Origin of the sequence: Nonomuraea purpurea (genome assembly GCF_042650645.1) — a bacterium.
Taxonomy (GTDB): Bacteria; Actinomycetota; Actinomycetes; order Streptosporangiales; family Streptosporangiaceae; genus Nonomuraea; species Nonomuraea purpurea.
Map to the genome: position 1 here is coordinate 80,647 of NZ_JBHSBI010000004.1, position 17,560 is coordinate 98,206.

General features: G+C 70.5%; 18 protein-coding genes. 13 read left to right on the forward strand and 5 right to left on the reverse strand.

The window, feature by feature from the left end; translation table 11 throughout:
- Positions 1-32: 32 nt before the first annotated feature.
- Positions 33-839 (forward strand): serine/threonine-protein kinase, encoded by an 807-nt coding sequence (locus tag ACFOY2_RS09280; protein ID WP_357806536.1) that lies wholly within the window; start codon positions 33-35, stop codon positions 837-839.
- A 397-nt stretch (positions 840-1,236) separates the two neighbouring features.
- Here ACFOY2_RS09280 and ACFOY2_RS09285 read toward each other — a convergent pair whose 3' ends face one another.
- Positions 1,237-1,983 carry a lysophospholipid acyltransferase family protein gene (locus tag ACFOY2_RS09285; protein ID WP_379527541.1) on the reverse strand — a complete coding sequence of 249 codons (747 nt, stop codon included), beginning with the start codon at positions 1,981-1,983 and terminating at the stop codon, positions 1,237-1,239.
- A gap of 202 nt (positions 1,984-2,185) precedes the next feature.
- Between ACFOY2_RS09285 and dhaK the strand changes: the two genes are divergently transcribed.
- Genes dhaK through ACFOY2_RS09300 form a run of 3 tightly spaced genes read left to right on the forward strand, consistent with a single transcriptional unit; the run spans position 2,186 to position 4,157 of the window.
- On the forward strand, positions 2,186-3,166 hold the full coding sequence (dhaK, locus tag ACFOY2_RS09290) for a dihydroxyacetone kinase subunit DhaK (RefSeq protein WP_379527542.1): 981 nt from the start codon (positions 2,186-2,188) through the stop codon (positions 3,164-3,166).
- Positions 3,166-3,783 (forward strand): dihydroxyacetone kinase subunit DhaL, encoded by a 618-nt coding sequence (gene dhaL, locus ACFOY2_RS09295; RefSeq protein WP_379527543.1) that lies wholly within the window; start codon positions 3,166-3,168, stop codon positions 3,781-3,783. The genes dhaK and dhaL overlap by 1 nt, the downstream gene beginning before the upstream one ends.
- Positions 3,783-4,157 (forward strand): PTS-dependent dihydroxyacetone kinase phosphotransferase subunit DhaM, encoded by a 375-nt coding sequence (locus tag ACFOY2_RS09300; protein ID WP_379527544.1) that lies wholly within the window; start codon positions 3,783-3,785, stop codon positions 4,155-4,157. The genes dhaL and ACFOY2_RS09300 overlap by 1 nt, the downstream gene beginning before the upstream one ends.
- Before the next feature lie 5 nt (positions 4,158-4,162).
- On the opposite strand, the gene ACFOY2_RS09305 is transcribed toward ACFOY2_RS09300, so the two are convergent.
- The 4 genes from ACFOY2_RS09305 to ACFOY2_RS09320 all read right to left on the reverse strand — a co-directional run bounded on the left by ACFOY2_RS09305 (position 4,163) and on the right by ACFOY2_RS09320 (position 7,750).
- Positions 4,163-5,785, reverse strand: coding sequence for a thiamine pyrophosphate-binding protein (locus ACFOY2_RS09305; protein WP_379527545.1), 1,623 nt, complete (start codon positions 5,783-5,785; stop codon positions 4,163-4,165).
- On the reverse strand, positions 5,782-6,555 hold the full coding sequence (locus tag ACFOY2_RS09310) for a cyclase family protein (protein WP_379527546.1): 774 nt from the start codon (positions 6,553-6,555) through the stop codon (positions 5,782-5,784). Before ACFOY2_RS09310 ends, ACFOY2_RS09305 begins: the two co-directional genes overlap by 4 nt.
- 133 nt (positions 6,556-6,688) lie before the next feature.
- The gene (locus ACFOY2_RS09315; protein WP_379527547.1) at positions 6,689-7,300 is read right to left on the reverse strand and encodes a hypothetical protein; all 612 of its coding nucleotides are present in this window, start codon (positions 7,298-7,300) and stop codon (positions 6,689-6,691) included.
- 21 nt (positions 7,301-7,321) lie between these two features.
- Positions 7,322-7,750 (reverse strand): CBS domain-containing protein, encoded by a 429-nt coding sequence (locus ACFOY2_RS09320; protein ID WP_379527548.1) that lies wholly within the window; start codon positions 7,748-7,750, stop codon positions 7,322-7,324.
- A 125-nt stretch (positions 7,751-7,875) separates the two neighbouring features.
- Here ACFOY2_RS09320 and ACFOY2_RS09325 point away from each other — a divergent pair, with 125 nt between their 5' ends.
- The 9 genes from ACFOY2_RS09325 (at position 7,876) to ACFOY2_RS09365 (ending at position 17,508) form a co-directional block, all read left to right on the forward strand.
- Positions 7,876-9,267: an aminopeptidase P family protein gene (locus tag ACFOY2_RS09325; protein ID WP_379527549.1), complete on the forward strand. Its 1,392-nt coding sequence runs from the start codon at positions 7,876-7,878 to the stop codon at positions 9,265-9,267.
- 141 nt (positions 9,268-9,408) lie between these two features.
- Positions 9,409-10,200 (forward strand): MlaE family ABC transporter permease, encoded by a 792-nt coding sequence (locus tag ACFOY2_RS09330; RefSeq protein ID WP_379527550.1) that lies wholly within the window; start codon positions 9,409-9,411, stop codon positions 10,198-10,200.
- Positions 10,200-11,036: an MlaE family ABC transporter permease gene (locus ACFOY2_RS09335; RefSeq protein ID WP_379527551.1), complete on the forward strand. Its 837-nt coding sequence runs from the start codon at positions 10,200-10,202 to the stop codon at positions 11,034-11,036. Before ACFOY2_RS09330 ends, ACFOY2_RS09335 begins: the two co-directional genes overlap by 1 nt.
- 4 nt (positions 11,037-11,040) lie before the next feature.
- Positions 11,041-12,060, forward strand: a complete 1,020-nt coding sequence (locus tag ACFOY2_RS09340; RefSeq protein WP_379527552.1) for an MlaD family protein — start codon at positions 11,041-11,043, stop codon at positions 12,058-12,060.
- Position 12,061: 1 nt separating this feature from the next.
- Positions 12,062-13,096: an MCE family protein gene (locus ACFOY2_RS09345; RefSeq protein WP_379527553.1), complete on the forward strand. Its 1,035-nt coding sequence runs from the start codon at positions 12,062-12,064 to the stop codon at positions 13,094-13,096.
- Entirely contained in the window at positions 13,096-14,121 is a 1,026-nt protein-coding gene (locus tag ACFOY2_RS09350; RefSeq protein ID WP_379527554.1) for an MlaD family protein, read from the forward strand. Before ACFOY2_RS09345 ends, ACFOY2_RS09350 begins: the two co-directional genes overlap by 1 nt.
- Entirely contained in the window at positions 14,118-15,140 is a 1,023-nt protein-coding gene (locus ACFOY2_RS09355; protein ID WP_379527555.1) for an MCE family protein, read from the forward strand. The genes ACFOY2_RS09350 and ACFOY2_RS09355 overlap by 4 nt, the downstream gene beginning before the upstream one ends.
- Positions 15,140-16,144, forward strand: a complete 1,005-nt coding sequence (locus ACFOY2_RS09360) for an MCE family protein (protein WP_379527556.1) — start codon at positions 15,140-15,142, stop codon at positions 16,142-16,144. The genes ACFOY2_RS09355 and ACFOY2_RS09360 overlap by 1 nt, the downstream gene beginning before the upstream one ends.
- Entirely contained in the window at positions 16,141-17,508 is a 1,368-nt protein-coding gene (locus tag ACFOY2_RS09365; protein WP_379527557.1) for an MCE family protein, read from the forward strand. The genes ACFOY2_RS09360 and ACFOY2_RS09365 overlap by 4 nt, the downstream gene beginning before the upstream one ends.
- Positions 17,509-17,560 lie beyond the last annotated feature (52 nt).

Sequence of the window (17,560 nt, forward strand, 5' to 3'; positions counted from 1 at the left end):
GACATGATTATCCCCGAGCATGAGGGGATGGTATGCGGGAGATCGGCGGACGGTACCTCCTGAACGAGGAGGCCGGTCGTGGGGGTATGGGAGTCGTCTGGCGCGCGTTCGATCAGCTCCTCCACCGTACGGTGGCGCTTAAGGAGCTGACCTTGGCCGGTGAGGTCGAGATGGTGCGTCGCCGGGTGCTGCGTGAGGCCAGGATGGCTGCTGGGCTGACGCACCCCAATATCGTCACGGTGCACGACCTGATCGAGGAGGGCGGCAAGCTCTGGATCGTGATGGAGTACCTTGACGGGCTCTCACTGCACCAGTTGCTCTCTCAGGTGGGCACACTGCCCGCGCAGTCGGTGGCCGCGATCGGGCAACACTTACTCGCGGCACTCCGTACCGCGCACCAGGCCGGAGTGCTGCACCGTGACGTGAAACCCGCCAATGTCATGCTGACCGGCGACCGGGTGGTGCTGACCGACTTCGGCATCGCCACCGCCGAAGGCGACATCCGCATGACGACCTCGCGACGCCTGCGCGGCACACCCGCGTTCATGGCGCCCGAACGGCTGCGCGGCGGCCCCGCCAGCAAGGAGGCCGACATGTGGTCCTTCGGCGCGACGCTCTACAGCGCCGTCGAGGGCCAGCCCCCTTACCCGGGCCAGGACGCCGCGACAGTGCTCGGCATGGCACGCAGCGGCCCCTACCCGCCACCCCGCCGCGCCGGAGTGATGCGGCCGCTCATCGAGGGCCTCCTCCACCACGACCCGGTACGCCGCTACACGCCGGAGCAGACGGCGGGATTGCTGGCAGGCATGCGAGCCAGCTCCTACCAGGCGGCCATCTGACCCACCCGCCACCGGCTCGGCTCACGCCCCAGACCGACTCGGTTTGGGGCCGCTCCCCCAAGCCTGCCAGATGACCGCGGGCCGACATCTGAAGCGGACGTAGTCGGCTGTTCCACAGGTACGGCCCGCGCCAACCGTGTTGCGATGCGTCCGGAGCCCCGCCGCGCCATGGGCACGGCCAACCGTTTCCCGGGTCCGAACTCCGCGCTTGCGAAACTTCGCCGGCCATTTCAAGGACGGGGCAAGACCGACCGTCTTGCCTGCATGGTCAGCGCACGCGGCGATTGGCGGCGCCATGGATGCGGCGTCGAACGGTCGCGCTCGGCCTCCGGGGCGGGACTCCGTACGCAAGGATGCGGGCGGCGGCTGAATGGCACCGCCCGGCACCGGCCCTCGCCTACTCCTGTTTGGCTCTGGCCTCGGCTTCGGCGGCGTCCATGGCGGCGGCTTCCTCCGGGGTGGGCGCGGTGCCGCCCAGATGCTCCGGCTGCCACCACACCCCGGGCGGGATCTCCGGGTACGTCCGCTGCGCCCGATCCACCAGCTCCGAAATCCGCGCATGCAGGTCGGCGGTGTGGTCGTTGACGTTCTCGCCGCGCTTGGGGTGCATCGGCTCCCCGACGAGGATCGTGAGCGGGACGTGCCGCTGCAGGAGCTTGCGGGGCCGCCCCTTGGTCCACAGGCGCTGGCTGCCCCACAGGGCCACCGGGATGATCGGGGTGTTGGTGGCCTGGGCCATCCGGATGGCGCCGTTCTTGATCTCCTTGACCGTGAACGAGCGGCTGATCGTCGCCTCGGCGAAGACGCCCACCACCTCCCCGGCCTTGAGCATGCGCAGCGCGGTCGCATACGAGCCGGCGCCCGCCCCTCGGTCGACGGGGATGTGGTGCATGCCGCGCATGAGCGGCCCTGAGATCCGGTGTTCGAACACGTCCTGCTTGGCCATGAACCGCACCAGCCGCTTGGACGGCAGCGCGCCGAACCCGGCGAAGATGAAGTCGAGGTAGCTGATGTGGTTGCTCACCAGCACCGCTCCCCCAGTCCTCGGCACGTGCTCCGTCCCCTCCATGTGGAAGCGGATGTCGAGCACGCGAAACAGGGTCCGCGCGGCGGCTACCACCGGCGGGTACACGATCTCAGCCATGTGCAGAAGGTAGCAGTAGTGACTGCTCAGGTGGGTTTGACCGTGGTCGGGAGGCTGACCCATCCCCCCGCACGTTGCCGAGCGCGGTGCGTTATATGGCGCTCTGGTCGAGACCGCCTTCGTGCGCTCCTCCAGCGGGGGCGCAGGCGACGTCCACGCTACGACGCTTGCGCGGTCGTGAAAGCGGGCAGATGTATGCACCATGAAGAAGCTCATCAACACGGCAGATTCCGTCGTTGACGACGCGCTCAACGGCATGGCCGCGGCCCATCCCTCGCTGCGGGTCCGTGATCAGGTGGTCTACCGGGCCGAGGGCCCGCGCCGCGGGAAGGTCGGCCTGGTTTCTGGTGGCGGTTCGGGACATGAGCCGCTGCATGCCGGTTTCGTGGGGTACGGCATGCTCGACGCGGCCTGTCCCGGCGCGATCTTCACCTCTCCGGTGCCCGACCAGATCATCGACGCCACCAGGGCCGTGGACGGCGGCGCGGGCGTGCTGCACATCGTCAAGAACTACACCGGCGACGTCCTGAATTTCGAGATGGCCGCGGAGCTGGTCGACGGCGTCCAGGTGGCGAGCGTGCTGGTCGACGACGACGTGGCCGTCCAGGACTCCCTCTACACGGCGGGCCGCCGCGGCACCGGGGCGACGGTGTTCGTGGAGAAGATGGCGGGCGCGCTGGCCGAGGCGGGCGCGCCGCTGGCCAGGGTGGCGGGCGTGGCCGGCGAGGTGGACGAGCGCAGCAGGTCGTTCGGCATCGCGCTGACCTCGTGCACGACGCCGCACGCGGGCAAGCCGACGTTCGATCTGCCGGAGTCGGAGGTGGAGCTGGGCATCGGCATCCACGGCGAACCCGGACGGGCGCGCGTGCCGATGGCCTCGGCGCGCGAGCTGGCCGGGATCGCCATGGAGGCGATCCACGGCGACCTGCCGCTGCGGGGCGACCTGCTCGTGATGGTGAACGGCATGGGCGGCACGCCGCTCATGGAGTTGTACGTGGTGTTCGCGGAGGTGGCGGCGTTCGTCAAGGGCAAGGGGGCACGGGTGTCGCGCTCGCTGGTCGGCAACTACGTGACGAGCCTGGACATGCAGGGCTTCTCCGTGTCGATCTGCCTGCTCGACGACAGGCTGACCCGGTTGTGGGACGCGCCGGTCGACACGCCGGGCCTGCGTTGGGGGCGGTGATGGAGACGGACGTGTTCACGGCCTGGTTCGAGGAGGCCGCCAGGCTGGTGCGCCGCGACCGCGACCGGCTGACGGAGTTGGATGCCGCGATCGGCGACGCCGACCACGGCACGAACCTCGACCGCGGCCTCACCGAAGTCTGCAAGGCGCTGGCCGACGCGCCGCCCGCGTCCCCCTCGCAGGTGCTCACCACGGCGGGCACGACGCTGATCCGCCGCGTCGGCGGCGCTTCCGGACCCCTGTACGGGTCGGTGTTCCGGCAGCTCGGCAAGGCGTTGGAGACGCCGGTGACGCTGGCGGGGTTCTCGGCGGCGTTCGAGGAGGGCGTCGTGGCGGTCGAGCGGCTCGGCAAGGCCGCGCTGGGCGACAAGACCATGGTGGACGCCCTCGCGCCCGCCTCCAGGGCGCTGGCGCTGGCCGTGCGGGATGGGGCCTCGGTACGCGAGGCGTTCGACCAGGCGGCGCGCGCGGCCGAGGAGGGGGCCAAGGCCACGATCCCGATGCAGGCGCGCAAGGGCCGGGCCAGTTACCTGGGCGAGCGCAGCATCGGCCATGAGGATCCCGGGGCGGCCTCGGCGGCGCTGTTCATGGCGGCGCTGGCCGCCGTGGTCGAGTGATGGTGGGCTTGGTGCTGGTCGCGCACAGTGCGGGCCTGGCGGCCGAGGCCGTGGCGCTGGTCAAGGGCATCGCCGGAGCCGGCACGGCCGTGGCGGCGGCCGGTGGGCGCGAGTCCGGCGAGCTGGGCACCAGCCTGGATCTCATCGAGGCGGCCATCCGGGTCGTCGACCAGGGGGACGGCGTGGTGATCATTCCTGATCTGGGCAGTTCGGTGCTGACCGCCCGGCTGGTGGAGGAGGAGGGGCGGGTGGTGATCGCGGACGTGCCGTTCGTCGAGGGGGCGATCGCGGCGGCGGTGGCGGCGGGCGCGGGCGTGCCGCTGGCCGACGTCCTGGAGGCGGCCGAGGAGGCCCGCACCTTCCGCAAGCTGTGAGGCTCTCAGTGCCCCTTGAACGCCTCCTCCAGCCACCACGACCCGTGCTCGGCCGTGACCTTGGCGTGGACGAGCAGCGGCCGGTCGCGCGGACCCTTCAGCCACTCGGCCACACCCGCCAGGTCGCCGGGCTCGGTGACGGTCACGGCGGCCAGGCCGTGGCCCCGGGCGATGGCGGCCAGGTCGGCAGGCGGGAACGTGACCGTGTCCAGCGGGTGGCCGTGGGGGCCGAAGTGGTGGACCTCGGCTCCGTAGGCTTCGTCGTCGTAGACCACGATCACCATGGGCAGCCCTAGCCGGACGACCGTCTCCAGTTCGGCGATGCTCATGAGGGCGCCGCCGTCGCCCAGGGCCGCCACCGGGAGGCGGTCGGGGCGGGCCACGGCCGCCCCGATCGCCGTCGCCAGGCCGAGGCCGATCGACTGGAACGCCTGGGTGAAGCAGAAGCCGTTCTCGTCTGGGACGTCCAAGAACATTGCCGGATATCCCATGAAATTACCGGAATCGGTGGAGACGAGCCGTTCGCGTGGCAGGAGCTCATCCAGGGCGATCGTGAGCGTCCTGGGATCGATCCTGCCGCCGCCGCTCTCGTCGTCGTACGGAACGTCCTGCCAACGGCCCTCGACCTCGATCCGCCGTGCGACCTCAGACGACCGATAACCACGACGGGCCGCGAAGTCAGGGGTGGCGGCGGTCAGTGCGCTCGCGACGGCGGCCACGTCCCCCGCCACGCCGAGGTCCACGGGCACGTGCGCCTGAAGGGCCGCCGACTGGTCCAGGTCCACCTTGGCGACCTTCGTGTCCGGACCGATGAGGGTGCCGTGGCGGGTGGTCCACATGTTCAGGGCGCACCCCCAGCCGATGACGAGGTCGGCGTCGCTGATCAGCTCGACCGCCAGGGGTGTGGCGAAGCCGCCGCTCACGTCCAGGTCCCACGGGCTGCCACGGAACAGCCCTTTGGCCACCGCCGACGTCGCCAGCAGCGCCCCGACGCGGTCGGCGAGCTCCTCCAGCTCCCGTCTCGCCCGCCGGGCGCCCCGCCCGGCCACGAACACGGGACGCCGGGATTGGCCGAGCAGCCGCGCCAACTCGGCCACCCCGCCCTCCGACGGGGGGCTGACGCCCGACGGCGCCGCGGGTTCGTCCGCAGGCGGCTCGCATGCAAGGGCCTGGACGTCGAGGGGCAGGTTGAGCAGAACCGTACGGCGTTCGTCGCGCGCCATCCGGAAAGCCTCCACCGCCCCCTCCGCCGACGATGCCCGCAGGGGCACGGCCCCCACGGCCGCCGCCAGCGCGGCCTGGTCGACGTAGAAGTTGGACCGCCTGTCGGTGGCCTCGGCGGCGAGGACGATCAGCGGCGTACGACTCTTGGCGGCCTCGGCGATGCCGGTCATCGCGTTCGTCAGCCCCGGCCCCTGATGCACGGAGACGACCCCGACCCGCCCGCTCATCCGGGCGTAGGCGTCGGCCATGGTGGCGGCCCCGCCCTCGTGGCGGGCCGCGACGAAGCGTACGCCGCAGGCCACGAGGGCGTTGGTGAGGTGGAAGTTGCCGCTGCCGACCACGCCGAAGGCCGTCTCGACGCCGCAGGCGGCCAGGGCCCGTCCGACGGCCTCGGCGACGATCAACGTTCCACCAGGGCGAGCACGCGGACGGGGCTGCCGGAGCCGCCCACGATGGGCAGCGGCGGCGCGAGGACGACGGCGCCCGTCACGGGCAGGCGGTCGAGGTTGCGGAGCTGGGTCAGGCCGTACTTGCCCGCCCCGAGGAGGAAGGAGTGGCAGGGGAAGGCCGGGTCGAAGGTGTGGGCGGCACCCGCGTCGGTGCCGACGGTCTCGACGCCGAAGCCGAGGATGGGCGTGTCGGAGGCGAGCCAGGAGGCGCACTCGGCGGAGACGCCGGGCGTGTGCGGCCCGGTGGAGTCGGCGTTCAGGAACGCGGCCTGATCGCCCGAGCGGGTGTCCCAGCCGGTGCGGTAGAGCAGCCAGCCGCCCTCGGGCAGCGGCCCGTTGGCCCGCTCCCACTCTTTGACGTGGTCGATCTGGAGGAGGAAGTCGGGGTCCTTGGACGCCTCGGCGGCGAAGTCGAGCACGACGGCGGGCGCGATGAGGCTGCGTGCGGGCACCTGGGAGACGTCCTGGCCGTCGCGGCCGGTGACCCAGTGGACGGGGGCGTCGAAGTGGGTGCCGGTGTGCTCACCCGTGTGGATGTCGTTCCAGTACCAGGCGGGGCCGCGGTCGTCGTAGCGGCTGATCTCTTCCAGGCGGAAGGGGATCGTGTTGCCGAACGGCTCGGGCAACTGGAGGATCGGCGTCTGGGACGACAGGGGCGCGGTGAGGTCGATCACCTCGATCGCGCCGCTGCGTACGCTGTCCACGAAGCTCTGCAACACCGACATGGCATTCCTCCTTGGTGGGCTGAGCGCATCCTCCTACGGCCGTCCCACCGGCGCAAACGATCTCAGCCCTTGAGCCCGCTGAAGCTGATTGCGCGTTTCTGCACTGTTGTCCAGAGTTTGACGCACAAAAGAATCAGGCTTTGGTCCATTCTGCGCATCCGCCGGTCTGGAACGCCTTGTCCGTGGCCTGGATGGTGACCTCGGAGGCCCCGGTCGGCAGGCCGGAGGCGATCATGCCGCCGGTGACCGTGTTCAGGCGGGCCCAGTAGCAGGCGGGAAAGCCCGGCGTCGGACCCGTCGTGCGATACCTTCCGGGCTGGATGTCCCTGCCGACGATGAGCGTGCGCAGCGAGGCCGGGTTGATACCGGGCGGGCTGCCGCTCGGGGCGCCCTGCCCCGGCTGGGTCGCGGTGCCCTGGCCCGGCGGGGTCGCCGCGGGGTCGCTCTGGCCGGGCGCCGGCTGGGAGTTCTGGGGCGGCGCCGTCTGGTCGGGGGCGGGCTGCGTCGGCCCGGACGGGGCGGGTTCCGTGCCCTCCGGCTGCGGCGGAGGGGTGTCCTCGACCGTCATCGTGACCGTCGGCGCGGGCTCGTCTCCCCCGGCCGGCGACCCCGCGCCGAACCCCACGAACACCCCCAGCAGGAACCCGAGCAGCGCGGCGAGCCCGGAAACGAGCAGGATGATCGGCGGACTGCTCGTCGCACGCGGATACGGCGGATATTCAGGGGGAGGGGGCCCGTACATCACGGACCAAGCGTCCCACCCCTGTCAACGACGGAGGTAGTCGACGAGCGACGCCTTCTCCGTCTCCAGTTCCTCGATGGCGCTCTTGACCACGTCGCCGATGCTGACGATGCCGACCAGCCTGCCGTTCTCGACCACGGGCATGTGACGGAACCGCTGCACGGTCATGATGCGGCGCAGGTCGTCGACGTTCTCACCCGGCCCGGCCGTGCGGACCTCGGTGGTCATGATCGAGGAAACCGGCTCGTCGAGGATCGCGGCGCCGCGATCGTCGAGGCGGCGCACGACGTCACGCTCGGACACGATGCCCTCGATCGTGACGCCGTCGGTGGAGACCACCACGGCTCCGATGTTGCGTTCCGCGAGCTTGGCCAGCAACTCCCGCACGCTCGCCCCAGGCGTCACGGTCGTCACGTCACTGCCTTTGTTCCGAAGGATCGTCCCGATGAGCATCTCCACCACCTCTGCCCTCAGTGTTCCAGGCCATGTGTCCAGGCAAACAAGCCCGTGGGGATGGCGTCAAGCGCTCACGTAAGCTGCTTGCCGTACGAATGCCAACACATCAGGGGATGTCGTCCATGACCGAGCCGCTCAACACAGGTAGCCATGATCTGCCCGTCACGGAAGAGCTGGCCGCGTTCATGCGGACCGGCTGGGCGGAGAGCCGGCGATCCGAGGTGAGCGCGCGGCCGATCGCGCCGTGGGCGGCCAAGCGCCGCGCCGCGCTGGCGGCCCGTTTCCCCGGTGAGCGCCTGGTGATCCCGTCGGGGCGGCTCAAGGTCCGCAGCAACGACTGCGACTACCGGTTCAGGCCGCACAGCGCGTACTCGTATCTGACCGGCGGGAACGAGTCGGACGACGTGCTGGTGGTCGAGCCGTCCGGCGAGGCGGTGCTGCACGTCAGGCCGCGCGCGCCGCGCGAGGAGGGCCAGGAGTTCTACCGCGACCGCCGCTACGGCGAGTTCTGGGCGGGCCCCCGGCCCGACCTGGCGGAGGCGCAGGAGCTGTACCAGGTCCGCTGCGCGCACATCCGCGACCTCGATCTGAAGGGGCCCGCCCGGGTGCTGCGCGGCGTGGACGAGTCGGTGGACGCGCGGGTGTCGCCGGGCGGCGGCGATGCCGAACTGGAATCGTTCCTGGCCGAGATGCGTCTGGTCAAGGACGAATGGGAGGTCGGCGAGCTGCACTCGGCCGTGGAGGCGACCGTGCGCGGCTTCGAGGACGTGGTGCGCGCGCTGCCCCAGGCGCTCGGGCACCCGCGCGGCGAGCGGTACCTGGAGGGCGTGTTCGGGCTGCGGTCGCGGCTGGAGGGCAACGCGCTCGGCTACGAGAGCATCGTGGCCTCCGGGTCGCACGCGTGCGTGCTGCACTGGATCCGCAACGACGGCGCGCTGCGCGCGGGCGACCTGCTGCTGCTGGACGCGGGCGTGGAGTCCGACACGCTCTACACGGCCGACGTGACCAGGACGTTCCCGCTGTCGGGGCGGTTCAGCCCGGTGCAGCGGCAGGCGTACGAGCTGGTCCATCAGGCGCAGGAGGCGGCCATCGCCACGCTCAGGCCGGGCGCCCGCTTCCGCGACTTCCACCTGGCGGCCATGCGGGTCATCTGCGACGGCCTGCGCGAGTGGGGCCTGCTGAAGGACTCCACCGACACGCTCATGGAGACGGGCCTGTACCGGCGCTACACGCTGTGCAGCAGCGGCCACATGCTCGGCCTGGACGTGCACGACTGCGCGAGGTCGCGGGCGGAGGTCTACCTGGACGGCGTCCTTGAGGAAGGGAACGTCCTGACCGTGGAGCCGGGGCTGTACTTCCAGCCCGACGACCTGACGCTGCCCGAGGAGCTGCGCGGCATCGGCATCCGCATCGAGGACGACCTGGTCGTCACCTCCGACGGCGCCCGCATGCTCTCCTCCGGGCTCCCCCGAGGGGCCGACGAGATCGAGTCGTGGATGGGCGCCTTTCTGTAACGGGCCGGTCACTTTTCGTACTACACTGACAACGTGTGATCTGGGTCTCATACCTTTCGCGCAAATTCCCAGCAAAGCATCGACTACTGGACAGACCGTCAGTAGGGTGACTGATCCGTAGGCGGCGGAGGTGGTCAGCGGATGGCCTGGGCCGGACACGTCGGACGCAGGGCCGGGTCGATGCTCGGCCAGGTCGGTGAGCTGTTCGTCATCGTCCTGGAGGGCTTACGCCGCACGTGGGACATCAAGCGCTGGTGGTGGGAGTTCGTCGACCAGTGCTGGTTTTTGGCCCGCGTCACCAGCGTCCCCGTCCTGCTCGTCTCCCTGCCGCTCGGCGCGACCGTGGCGCTGCAGGTCGGCGAGCTGGCCTGGCAGCTCGGCGCCGGCTCCGCCACCGGCAGCGCGGTCTTCGTCGGCCTCATCCGCGAGGTGGCGCCGTTGGCCAGCGCGCTGCTGATCGCGGGCGCCGGCGGCAGCGCGATGACCTCCGACATCGGCGCCCGCCACATCCGCGACGAGCTCAGCGCGATGGAGGTCATGTCGGTCAACCCGATCCATCGCCTGGTCACCCCGCGCATGTGGGCGGCCAGCACGATCGCGGTGTGCCTGTGCCCGCTGGTCATCCTGGCGGGCGCGAGCGGCGGCTACTTCTTCAACGTGGTCGTGCAGGGCGTCACGCCCGGCGCCTACTTCGACGGGGCGCTGTCGCTGGTCGTCGCCTCCGATCTGTACGTCACGCTGTTCAAGGCGTGGATCTTCGGGTTCGTCGCGGCGGCGGTGGCCTGCTACAAGGGCATGACCTGCGAGACCAGCCCGGTCGGCGTCGGGCGGGCGGTCAACCAGGCGACCGTGGTGACGTTCATGCTGGTGTTCACCTTCAACTACGTGATCTCGGCCGTCTACTTCCTGGCCTACCCGCCGAGGTCGTTGTGATGCTCACGCCGGCCCTGCGCGGGCGGCAGGTCGCCGAGCGGTTCGCGACGCTGGCCGACTGGCCGCTGTTCGTGTGGAAGGTGCTCTTCTACTCCGTGCGCGACGTCATCCTGCGACTGCGCTATTTCAAGGTGGTGCTGCGGCAGGTCAGCGACGTCGTGGTGGGGGTCGGGGCGACCGTCATCGGCGGCGGCATGATCTTCGTGGTGTTCACGATGGCGTTCGTCGTGGGCGCGACCGTGGGCCTGCAGGGCTACCAGGGGCTGCAGGCGATCGGCGCGGAGTCGTTCATGGGGTTGGTGGGCAGCTTCGCCAACGTCCGCGAGATCACCCCGATCATCGCGGCCACGGCGCTGGCGGCGCAGGTCGGCTCATCGTTCACGGCGGAGCTGGGCGCGATGCGGATCTCTGAGGAGATCGACGCGCTGGAGGTGATGGGCATCAACGCCTTCACCTACCTGATCTGCACCCGGGTCGTGGCGGCGCTGCTGGCGCTGATGCCGATCTACCTGATCGCGCTGTTCGCCAGCTTCTTCGCCACCCGGCTGATGTGCACGGTGCTGTTCGGCCTGGCGCCCGGGGTCTACGACTACTACTTCTACCTGTACCTGCCGGTCAGCGACATCCTGTTCAGCGTCGCCAAGGTGGGCGTGTTCGCCTTCGCGGTCATCGTGATCCACTGCTACCACGGCTTCCACGCCACCGGCGGTCCCGTGGGCGTGGGTGTGGCGGCGGGGCGTGCCATCCGGCAGTCGATCGTCACGATCGTGCTGCTCAACCTGCTGCTGTCGTACCTGTTCTGGGGTGGCGGCGGCAACATCCATCTGGCGGTGTGAGCCGGTGTCCCGATTCGAGCTCTCCCTCGCCGCCCGGGTGGGCATCGCCTTCGCCGTGCTCGTGGTGCTCGCGGCGGCGACGGTCTTCGTCGTACGCACCGCGAACGAGATCCGCGGCACCCGCATCGACGCCGTGTTCGGCCGGGCCGGGCAGGGCATGGACACCAACTCCCCGGTCAAGATCCGCGGCATCACGGTCGGCGAGGTGACCCGCGTGTCCCTCGACGCCAAGGGCAGGGCCGTGGTGACCATGCACATCGACCCCGGCGTCCGGGTGCCGCGCACCGCGACGGCGGCCGTCGAGCCGGCGTCGGTGTTCGGGCCCAAGTTCGTCAACCTGCGGCTGGGCTCGGGCGAGACCACCGGCCCCTACCTGAGCGGCGGCGCCGTCATCACCGACACCGAGGACCCGCTGGACCTGTCCGACACGCTGGGCGACGCCTACCGGGGGCTGGACGCCGTCGACCCCCGTGAGGTCACGGTCATCGTCCACACCCTGGCCAAGGGGCTCGACGGCAAGGGCGAGCGGCTGCGCGAGCTGATCGGCGACGCCGGCACGGTCGTCGGCGTCGCCCACCGGCAGCGGGAGCGGGCAAGGCAGTTCCTGCGTGATGCCGCCCTGCTGGGCACCGCGCTGTCGGACAAGGGCGACGAACTGATCTCGATCTCCTCCGACGTCAACGTCATCACCCCCGACCTGCTCAGGCGCGCCGACAAGGTCCGCGCGCTGCTGCAGGAGATCACCTCGATCTCCGGTCAGGTCGCGCACGGCCTGGCCAAGCACCGGGAGAACCTGCGGGCCGGGGTGCACTCGGGCGAGCGCGTGGCCGCCCTCATCTACGCCCAGCTCGGCCTGGCCGGCGACGGCGTACGCGGCCTGAACCGGCTGGTGGACCTGCTCAACGAGCTGATCGAGGCGCCGGGTCCCGGCGGCACCCGCCAACTCCAGGTCGAGGCGTTCGTGGCGACCGACATCTGCGAGCTGATCGTCGGCGCCTGCGGCCCGACCGACGGGAGGCGCTGACATGCGGCGCGGATGGACCTTCCTGCGGTTCGCGCTCTTCGTCGGCCTGACCGTGGCGTTGATCGTCGTGATCGGCGTGCAGATCGCCCGGGTGAGCACGGGCGCCGGCTACCGGATCGTGGCGACCTTCGACGACGTGTCGGGGCTGGTCGAGGGCGACCAGGTCAAGATCGCCGGGGCGCCCGTCGGCCAGGTGGAGACGATCAGGGTCGTGGACGGCCGGGCCGAGGTGACGCTGGAGGTGCGGGAGAGCGTCCGGGTGCCGGTCGACACCGAGGCCGCCGTACGCTGGCGCAACGCCATCGGCCAGCGCGTGATCTACCTGCTGCCCGGCACCGCCCCCGGCCGGCTGCCGCCCGGCGGGCGCATCGGGCGCACCTCGTCCGTCGTGGACATCGGCGAGCTGGTCAGCGATCTCGGGCCGCTGACCCGCAGCCTCGACCCCGACCAGATCAACCAGCTCCTGACCGCCGCCGCCAAATCGCTCAAGGGCAACGAGCGCGACATCCCCCGGCTGCTCGACAACGTCAACGCCATCACCACCACGGTCAACGAGCGCAAGAAGACCATCCAGGGGCTGCTCGAGGACTACGCCACCGTTACCGGCGTGGTCGCCCGCCGCGACAAGCAGCTCGAACAGCTCGTGGACAACCTGGTCACGCTCTCGGAGGCGTTCGCCGACAACCGCGAGCTCATCGACGAGTCGCTGGTGGAGCTGTCGACGACGGTCCGCACCTCCAACGAGGTGATCGGCAAGAACGCCGACGAGCTCGGCCGCCTGGTGGACAACCTGTCGGGGCTGACCGGCGGCATCAGACGGCACGTGAGCCAGATCGACAAGACCGTCAGCACGTTCCCGCCGCTGTTGCGGCGCTCCTACGCGACGGTCAACCGCGGCCACTACTTCATCACCGCCGTCCCCTGCCTGGCGCTGGGGCCGGCGCCCTGCCCGTACGGGATGCGGACCCCGCCGCCGCTGCGCAACACCAGGGTCCAGAGCACCAAGGACCTGCGCAAGCTCATGGTGGGCGGGTGATGGCGCTCAAATCCTTCCGCGACCGCAACAGGATCGCCGTCGGCCTGGTGTCGGTGGTCACGCTCGGCACGATCCTGGTGGCCACGTTCCTGGTCGGCAACCTGGGCCTGCTGGAGGGCGGCTACTCCATGTCGGGGATCTTCGTGGACTCCGGCGGGCTGCGTACCGGCAACGACGTCAGGGTCGCCGGGGTGCGCGTCGGCAAGGTCACCGAGGTGCGGGCCGACTACGCGCAGGGCCACGTGGTCGTCACCTGGAAGGTGGACGACGGCGTGCGGCTGGGCCGTGGCACCCGGGCCGACATCGCCCTGTCGAATCTGCTCGGCGGCCGCTACGTCAAGCTCTCCGGCGCCGGGGCGGCCCCGTACCTGGACCAGCTCCCCGAGGCGCAGCGGCGCATCCCCGTCGAGCGGACCGGCGTGCCGACCCTGATCAACGACGCGGTCAAGGACGCGACCCGCCTGGTCGAGCGCCTGGACACCGACGCGATCGACGACCTGCTCACCGAGGTCGCCAAGGTCGACCTGTCCAAGCGGGGCCGCGTGACCAGGCTGCTGCGCAACATCGGCGACCTGTCGGACACGATCAGCAAGAGCGAGCCGCAGCTCCAGAAGCTCCTCGACAACGGCGACAGGATCATGAAGGTCCTGGAGAGGAAGGACGAACAGCTCACCCGGCTCATCGACGCCATCGAGGTCATGCTGAGCGAGCTGCGCAGGCGCAGGAGCGAGTTGCGCACGCTGCTCGGCGACGGCAGCGACCTGGTGCGCAGCACCACCCGGCTGATCAACGAGCACGAGAGGTCGCTGGTGCGGGTCCTCGACGACAACGCGGCCATCACCACCCGGCTCAGCGGCAGCAACGAGCAGCTCAACTCACTGCTGGCCTGGGCGGGCCCGACGTTCTCCGGCCTGTCCACCATGGGCGGCCAAGGCCCGTGGCTGGAGGCCATCGCCTCTGGCCTGGGCCCCATCAACCCGGAGGTGCTGGCCGCCGTCACCAAGGACCGGAGGGACAAGCGATGAGGTGGCTGCCGGCGGTCCTGCTGGCCGGAGCCCTGCTGATGTCGGGGTGCTCGGCGGTGGGGGCGGAGCCGTACCGGCTGGTGGCGTTCTTCGGCAAGGCGCCGTCGCTGTACGAGGAGGCGCGGATCAAGGTGATGGGACTCGACGCGGGATACGTCTCAAAAATCGCCATTTATGGCGACAAAGTGCGCGTCGACCTGCTGGTGGATCGGGACGTCCCGCTGCCGGCCGACGTGAAGGCCGTGGTCGCGCCGCAGAACACGCTCGGCGAGCGGAACGTCGTCCTGTATCCCCCGTGGAAACCCGGCCAGCGGCGAATCGCGCCCGGGGCGACGATCCCGCTGGAGCGGACCGACCTGCCGGTGGAGATCGACGACGCGCTCGACGCCTTCACCAAGCTGACCGACGCGCTCGACGACGACACACTCGGCAAGGTAGCGGGCGACCTGGCCGACGGCGTCAGGGGACGCGGCAAGACGATCAACAACGCGATCGCCGACACCTCCGAACTCACCGGCATCCTGGCCGAGCAGGACCAGCGGCTCATCGAACTGGCCAGCGGCCTGAACAAGCTGGCCACCCGGCTCAACAGGCGCGAGGGCCAGGTCACGGACGCGATCGACTCCTTCGCCGAGGCCAGCGCGATCCTGGCCGAGGAGCGGCGGCGGCTGCGCGGCTTCATCTCCGGCATGGCCGGCTTCGTGCGCCGCGGCGACGTGCTCATCGAGCAGTACTCGCAGCGGCTGCCACAGGCCGCGGGCACGCTGGCCGAACTGGTGCTCACGCTCAGGGCCAACAGCGCGGCCACGGCGCAGGCGGTCAAGGGCGCGGCCGACTTCGCCGACGTGGTCATCGACTCCTGGGACAGGAAACAGCACGTGCTGAAGATCCGCATCGTGCTCAACGCGATGACGCGGGCGTGGCTGACGCCGCTGTTCGAGTCTCTGGGCCTGGGCAAGGTACCGTGCCTGCCCGCCGGGCTGAGCAACTGCCCCTTCGAGCGGCAGAGGAGGCGGTGATGAGGTCCCGTCTCCTGGCCGGGCTGCTGGCGCTGGGCCTGTCCGCGTCCTGCTCGCTGCAGACGCTCGGCTCGGCCACCGGCGACATGACCCTGTACGCGGTCTTCGACGACGTGCAGAGCCTGGTCGCCGGGCACAGCGTGCAGATCTCCGACGTACGGGTGGGCAGCGTCACCGACGTCCGGCTGCAGGGATACCGGGCCAGGGTGACGATGTCGCTCCCGTCGGAGCACCGCCTGCCCGAGGGCACGACGGCCACCGTGGCCAAGACGTCGGTGCTGGGCGAGAACTACGTCCTGCTCACCCCGCCCGAAGGCAAGGACCTGACGACGGGCCCGTACATGAAGACCGGCGCCACGATCGCCGAGACCTCGGTCGAGCCGGACATCGAGCAGGTCACCGCGAAGGCCGGGCCGCTCATCGAGGCGCTCGGCGCGCAGGACGTCAACGCCATCCTGGACGCGGCCTCGACCGCGTTCGCCGGGCAGGGCGACGACGTCAACAAGCTGATCAAGCAGACGGCCCAGGTCACCGACGCCTACACCGCTGCCAGACACGACCTGGGCACCAGTATCGACGCCCTGGCCCGGCTGGGCGACGACCTGGCCAGGGGCAGCTCCGAACTCGACGCGCTGCCGGGCACGCTGGCCTCGGCCACCTCGCGCATCGCGCACGGGCGCGGGCACGTGAAGAAGGCGATCGTGGCGCTGACGAAGCTGGCCAAGGAGGCCAACCTCACGGTCTATCCGCGGCACGCGGCCCGGCTGCGCACGCTGCTGCGGGAGCTGGAGGCGATCTCGTCGGCCATGCAGCGGGGCAAGGAGGATCTGAAGACGCTGGTGGCGCGGCTGCAGGCGTTCATCGACACGCCGCCGATGACCGCGAACGGGCAGATGCTGACGTATGTGTGGCTGAAGGGCGTGCTGACGCCGCGGCGTTCCGCCGATCCGCCGTCGCGCGATCGGGTGGAGGACTTCCGCCTGCTGTTGGAGCCGCCGCGATGAGGAACCGGATTTATCTGAACTTGGGGTTCTTCGCGGCCTTAGGCGTCGTCATGGTGATCTGGGCGTTCAGCACGATCATCAAGCTCGACGCGATCGAGCGGCCCTACCGCGTGGCGGCCGAGTTCCGCTCCTCCCCCGGGCTGATCCGCGGGTTCGACGTGGCCTACCTGGGGGTGCGGGTCGGCAAGATCGGCGACGTACGGCTGGCGCCCGGCAAGGTCGTCGTGGGCCTCGACATCGATCGCGGCATCCGGCTGCCTCAGGGCAGCACGGCCGAGGTGCGGCGCAAGTCGGCCGTCGGAGAACCCTACGTCGAGCTCTCCCCGCCCGCCAAGGGCGTCAACGGGCCCGTGCTCGCCGCCGGCGACACGATCCCGCTGACCAAGACGTCGGTGCCGCTCGACTACAAGAAGTTGTTCGAGGGCGTCGGCCGGCTGCTGAACGCGGTGCCGCCCAAGGACGCCAAGACGATCGTCCATGAACTGGCCGTCGCACTCGACGGGCGGGCCCCCGCGATCAGGAACATCATCGACGACGCCCACGCCCTGACCGGCACGCTCGCCGACAACGCCGACCTGCTCGACGACCTGTCCGTCCAGCTCACCCAGCTCACCCACACACTGGCCGGCAAGCGGGGCGAGCTGGCCTCGGGGATCACCGACCTGAACACGGTGACGGGGGCGCTGCGGGCCTCCCGCAGCGACCTGAACGCCTTCCTGGACCAGGGGCCCGGGGTGTTCGCGCAGCTCGACGAGGCCATCAAGGCGTCCAGACCGGGGTTCTCCTGCCTGCTGACGGCGGCGGGGCTGCCGCACCGGCCGGTGTTCTCCGCCGAGACCGAACGGAACGTGCACCACCTGCTGAGCCAGGTGCCGACCGCGCTCAGCCTGACCGACGACGTCAGCGATCGGCGGGGGGACACCGTGTACGCGAAGGCGGCGTTCATCTTCAGCGTGCCCGGAGGGCCGACGCCCGCAGAGGAGTACGCGGGGCCGTTGGGGCCGCCTTCCGTGCCCCGGCTGAGGAAGTGTCCTTCGCGTGCGCCCGACGAAAGCGGCCGCGATCGGGACGCGGCCGGTCCGTCCCGCCGCGCGGTCGCCAAGAACACCGGCACGGGACCCTCCGACACCAGACCCACGGTCAGCGGGCCCGCTGACGACACGGGATCTGCCGAGCCCGACAAAAGCCAGGAAGCCACCAAGTCACCCCGTGGCGTGGCAGCCACCGATGCCACGTCCCGCCGTACCCCGGTGAACACCGCTCCGCTGATTGTCGCGATCTTCCTCGCCGTAGTGGCCAGCGGTGGCATCGTGGGCTGGATCGCGGCGGGCCGGGCCGCTCGCCGCCGTGAGGAGTCGTCATGACCGAGCTTGCCGAGGTCATCAGTAAGCAGGGAAACATGGGCCCGACGAAGGA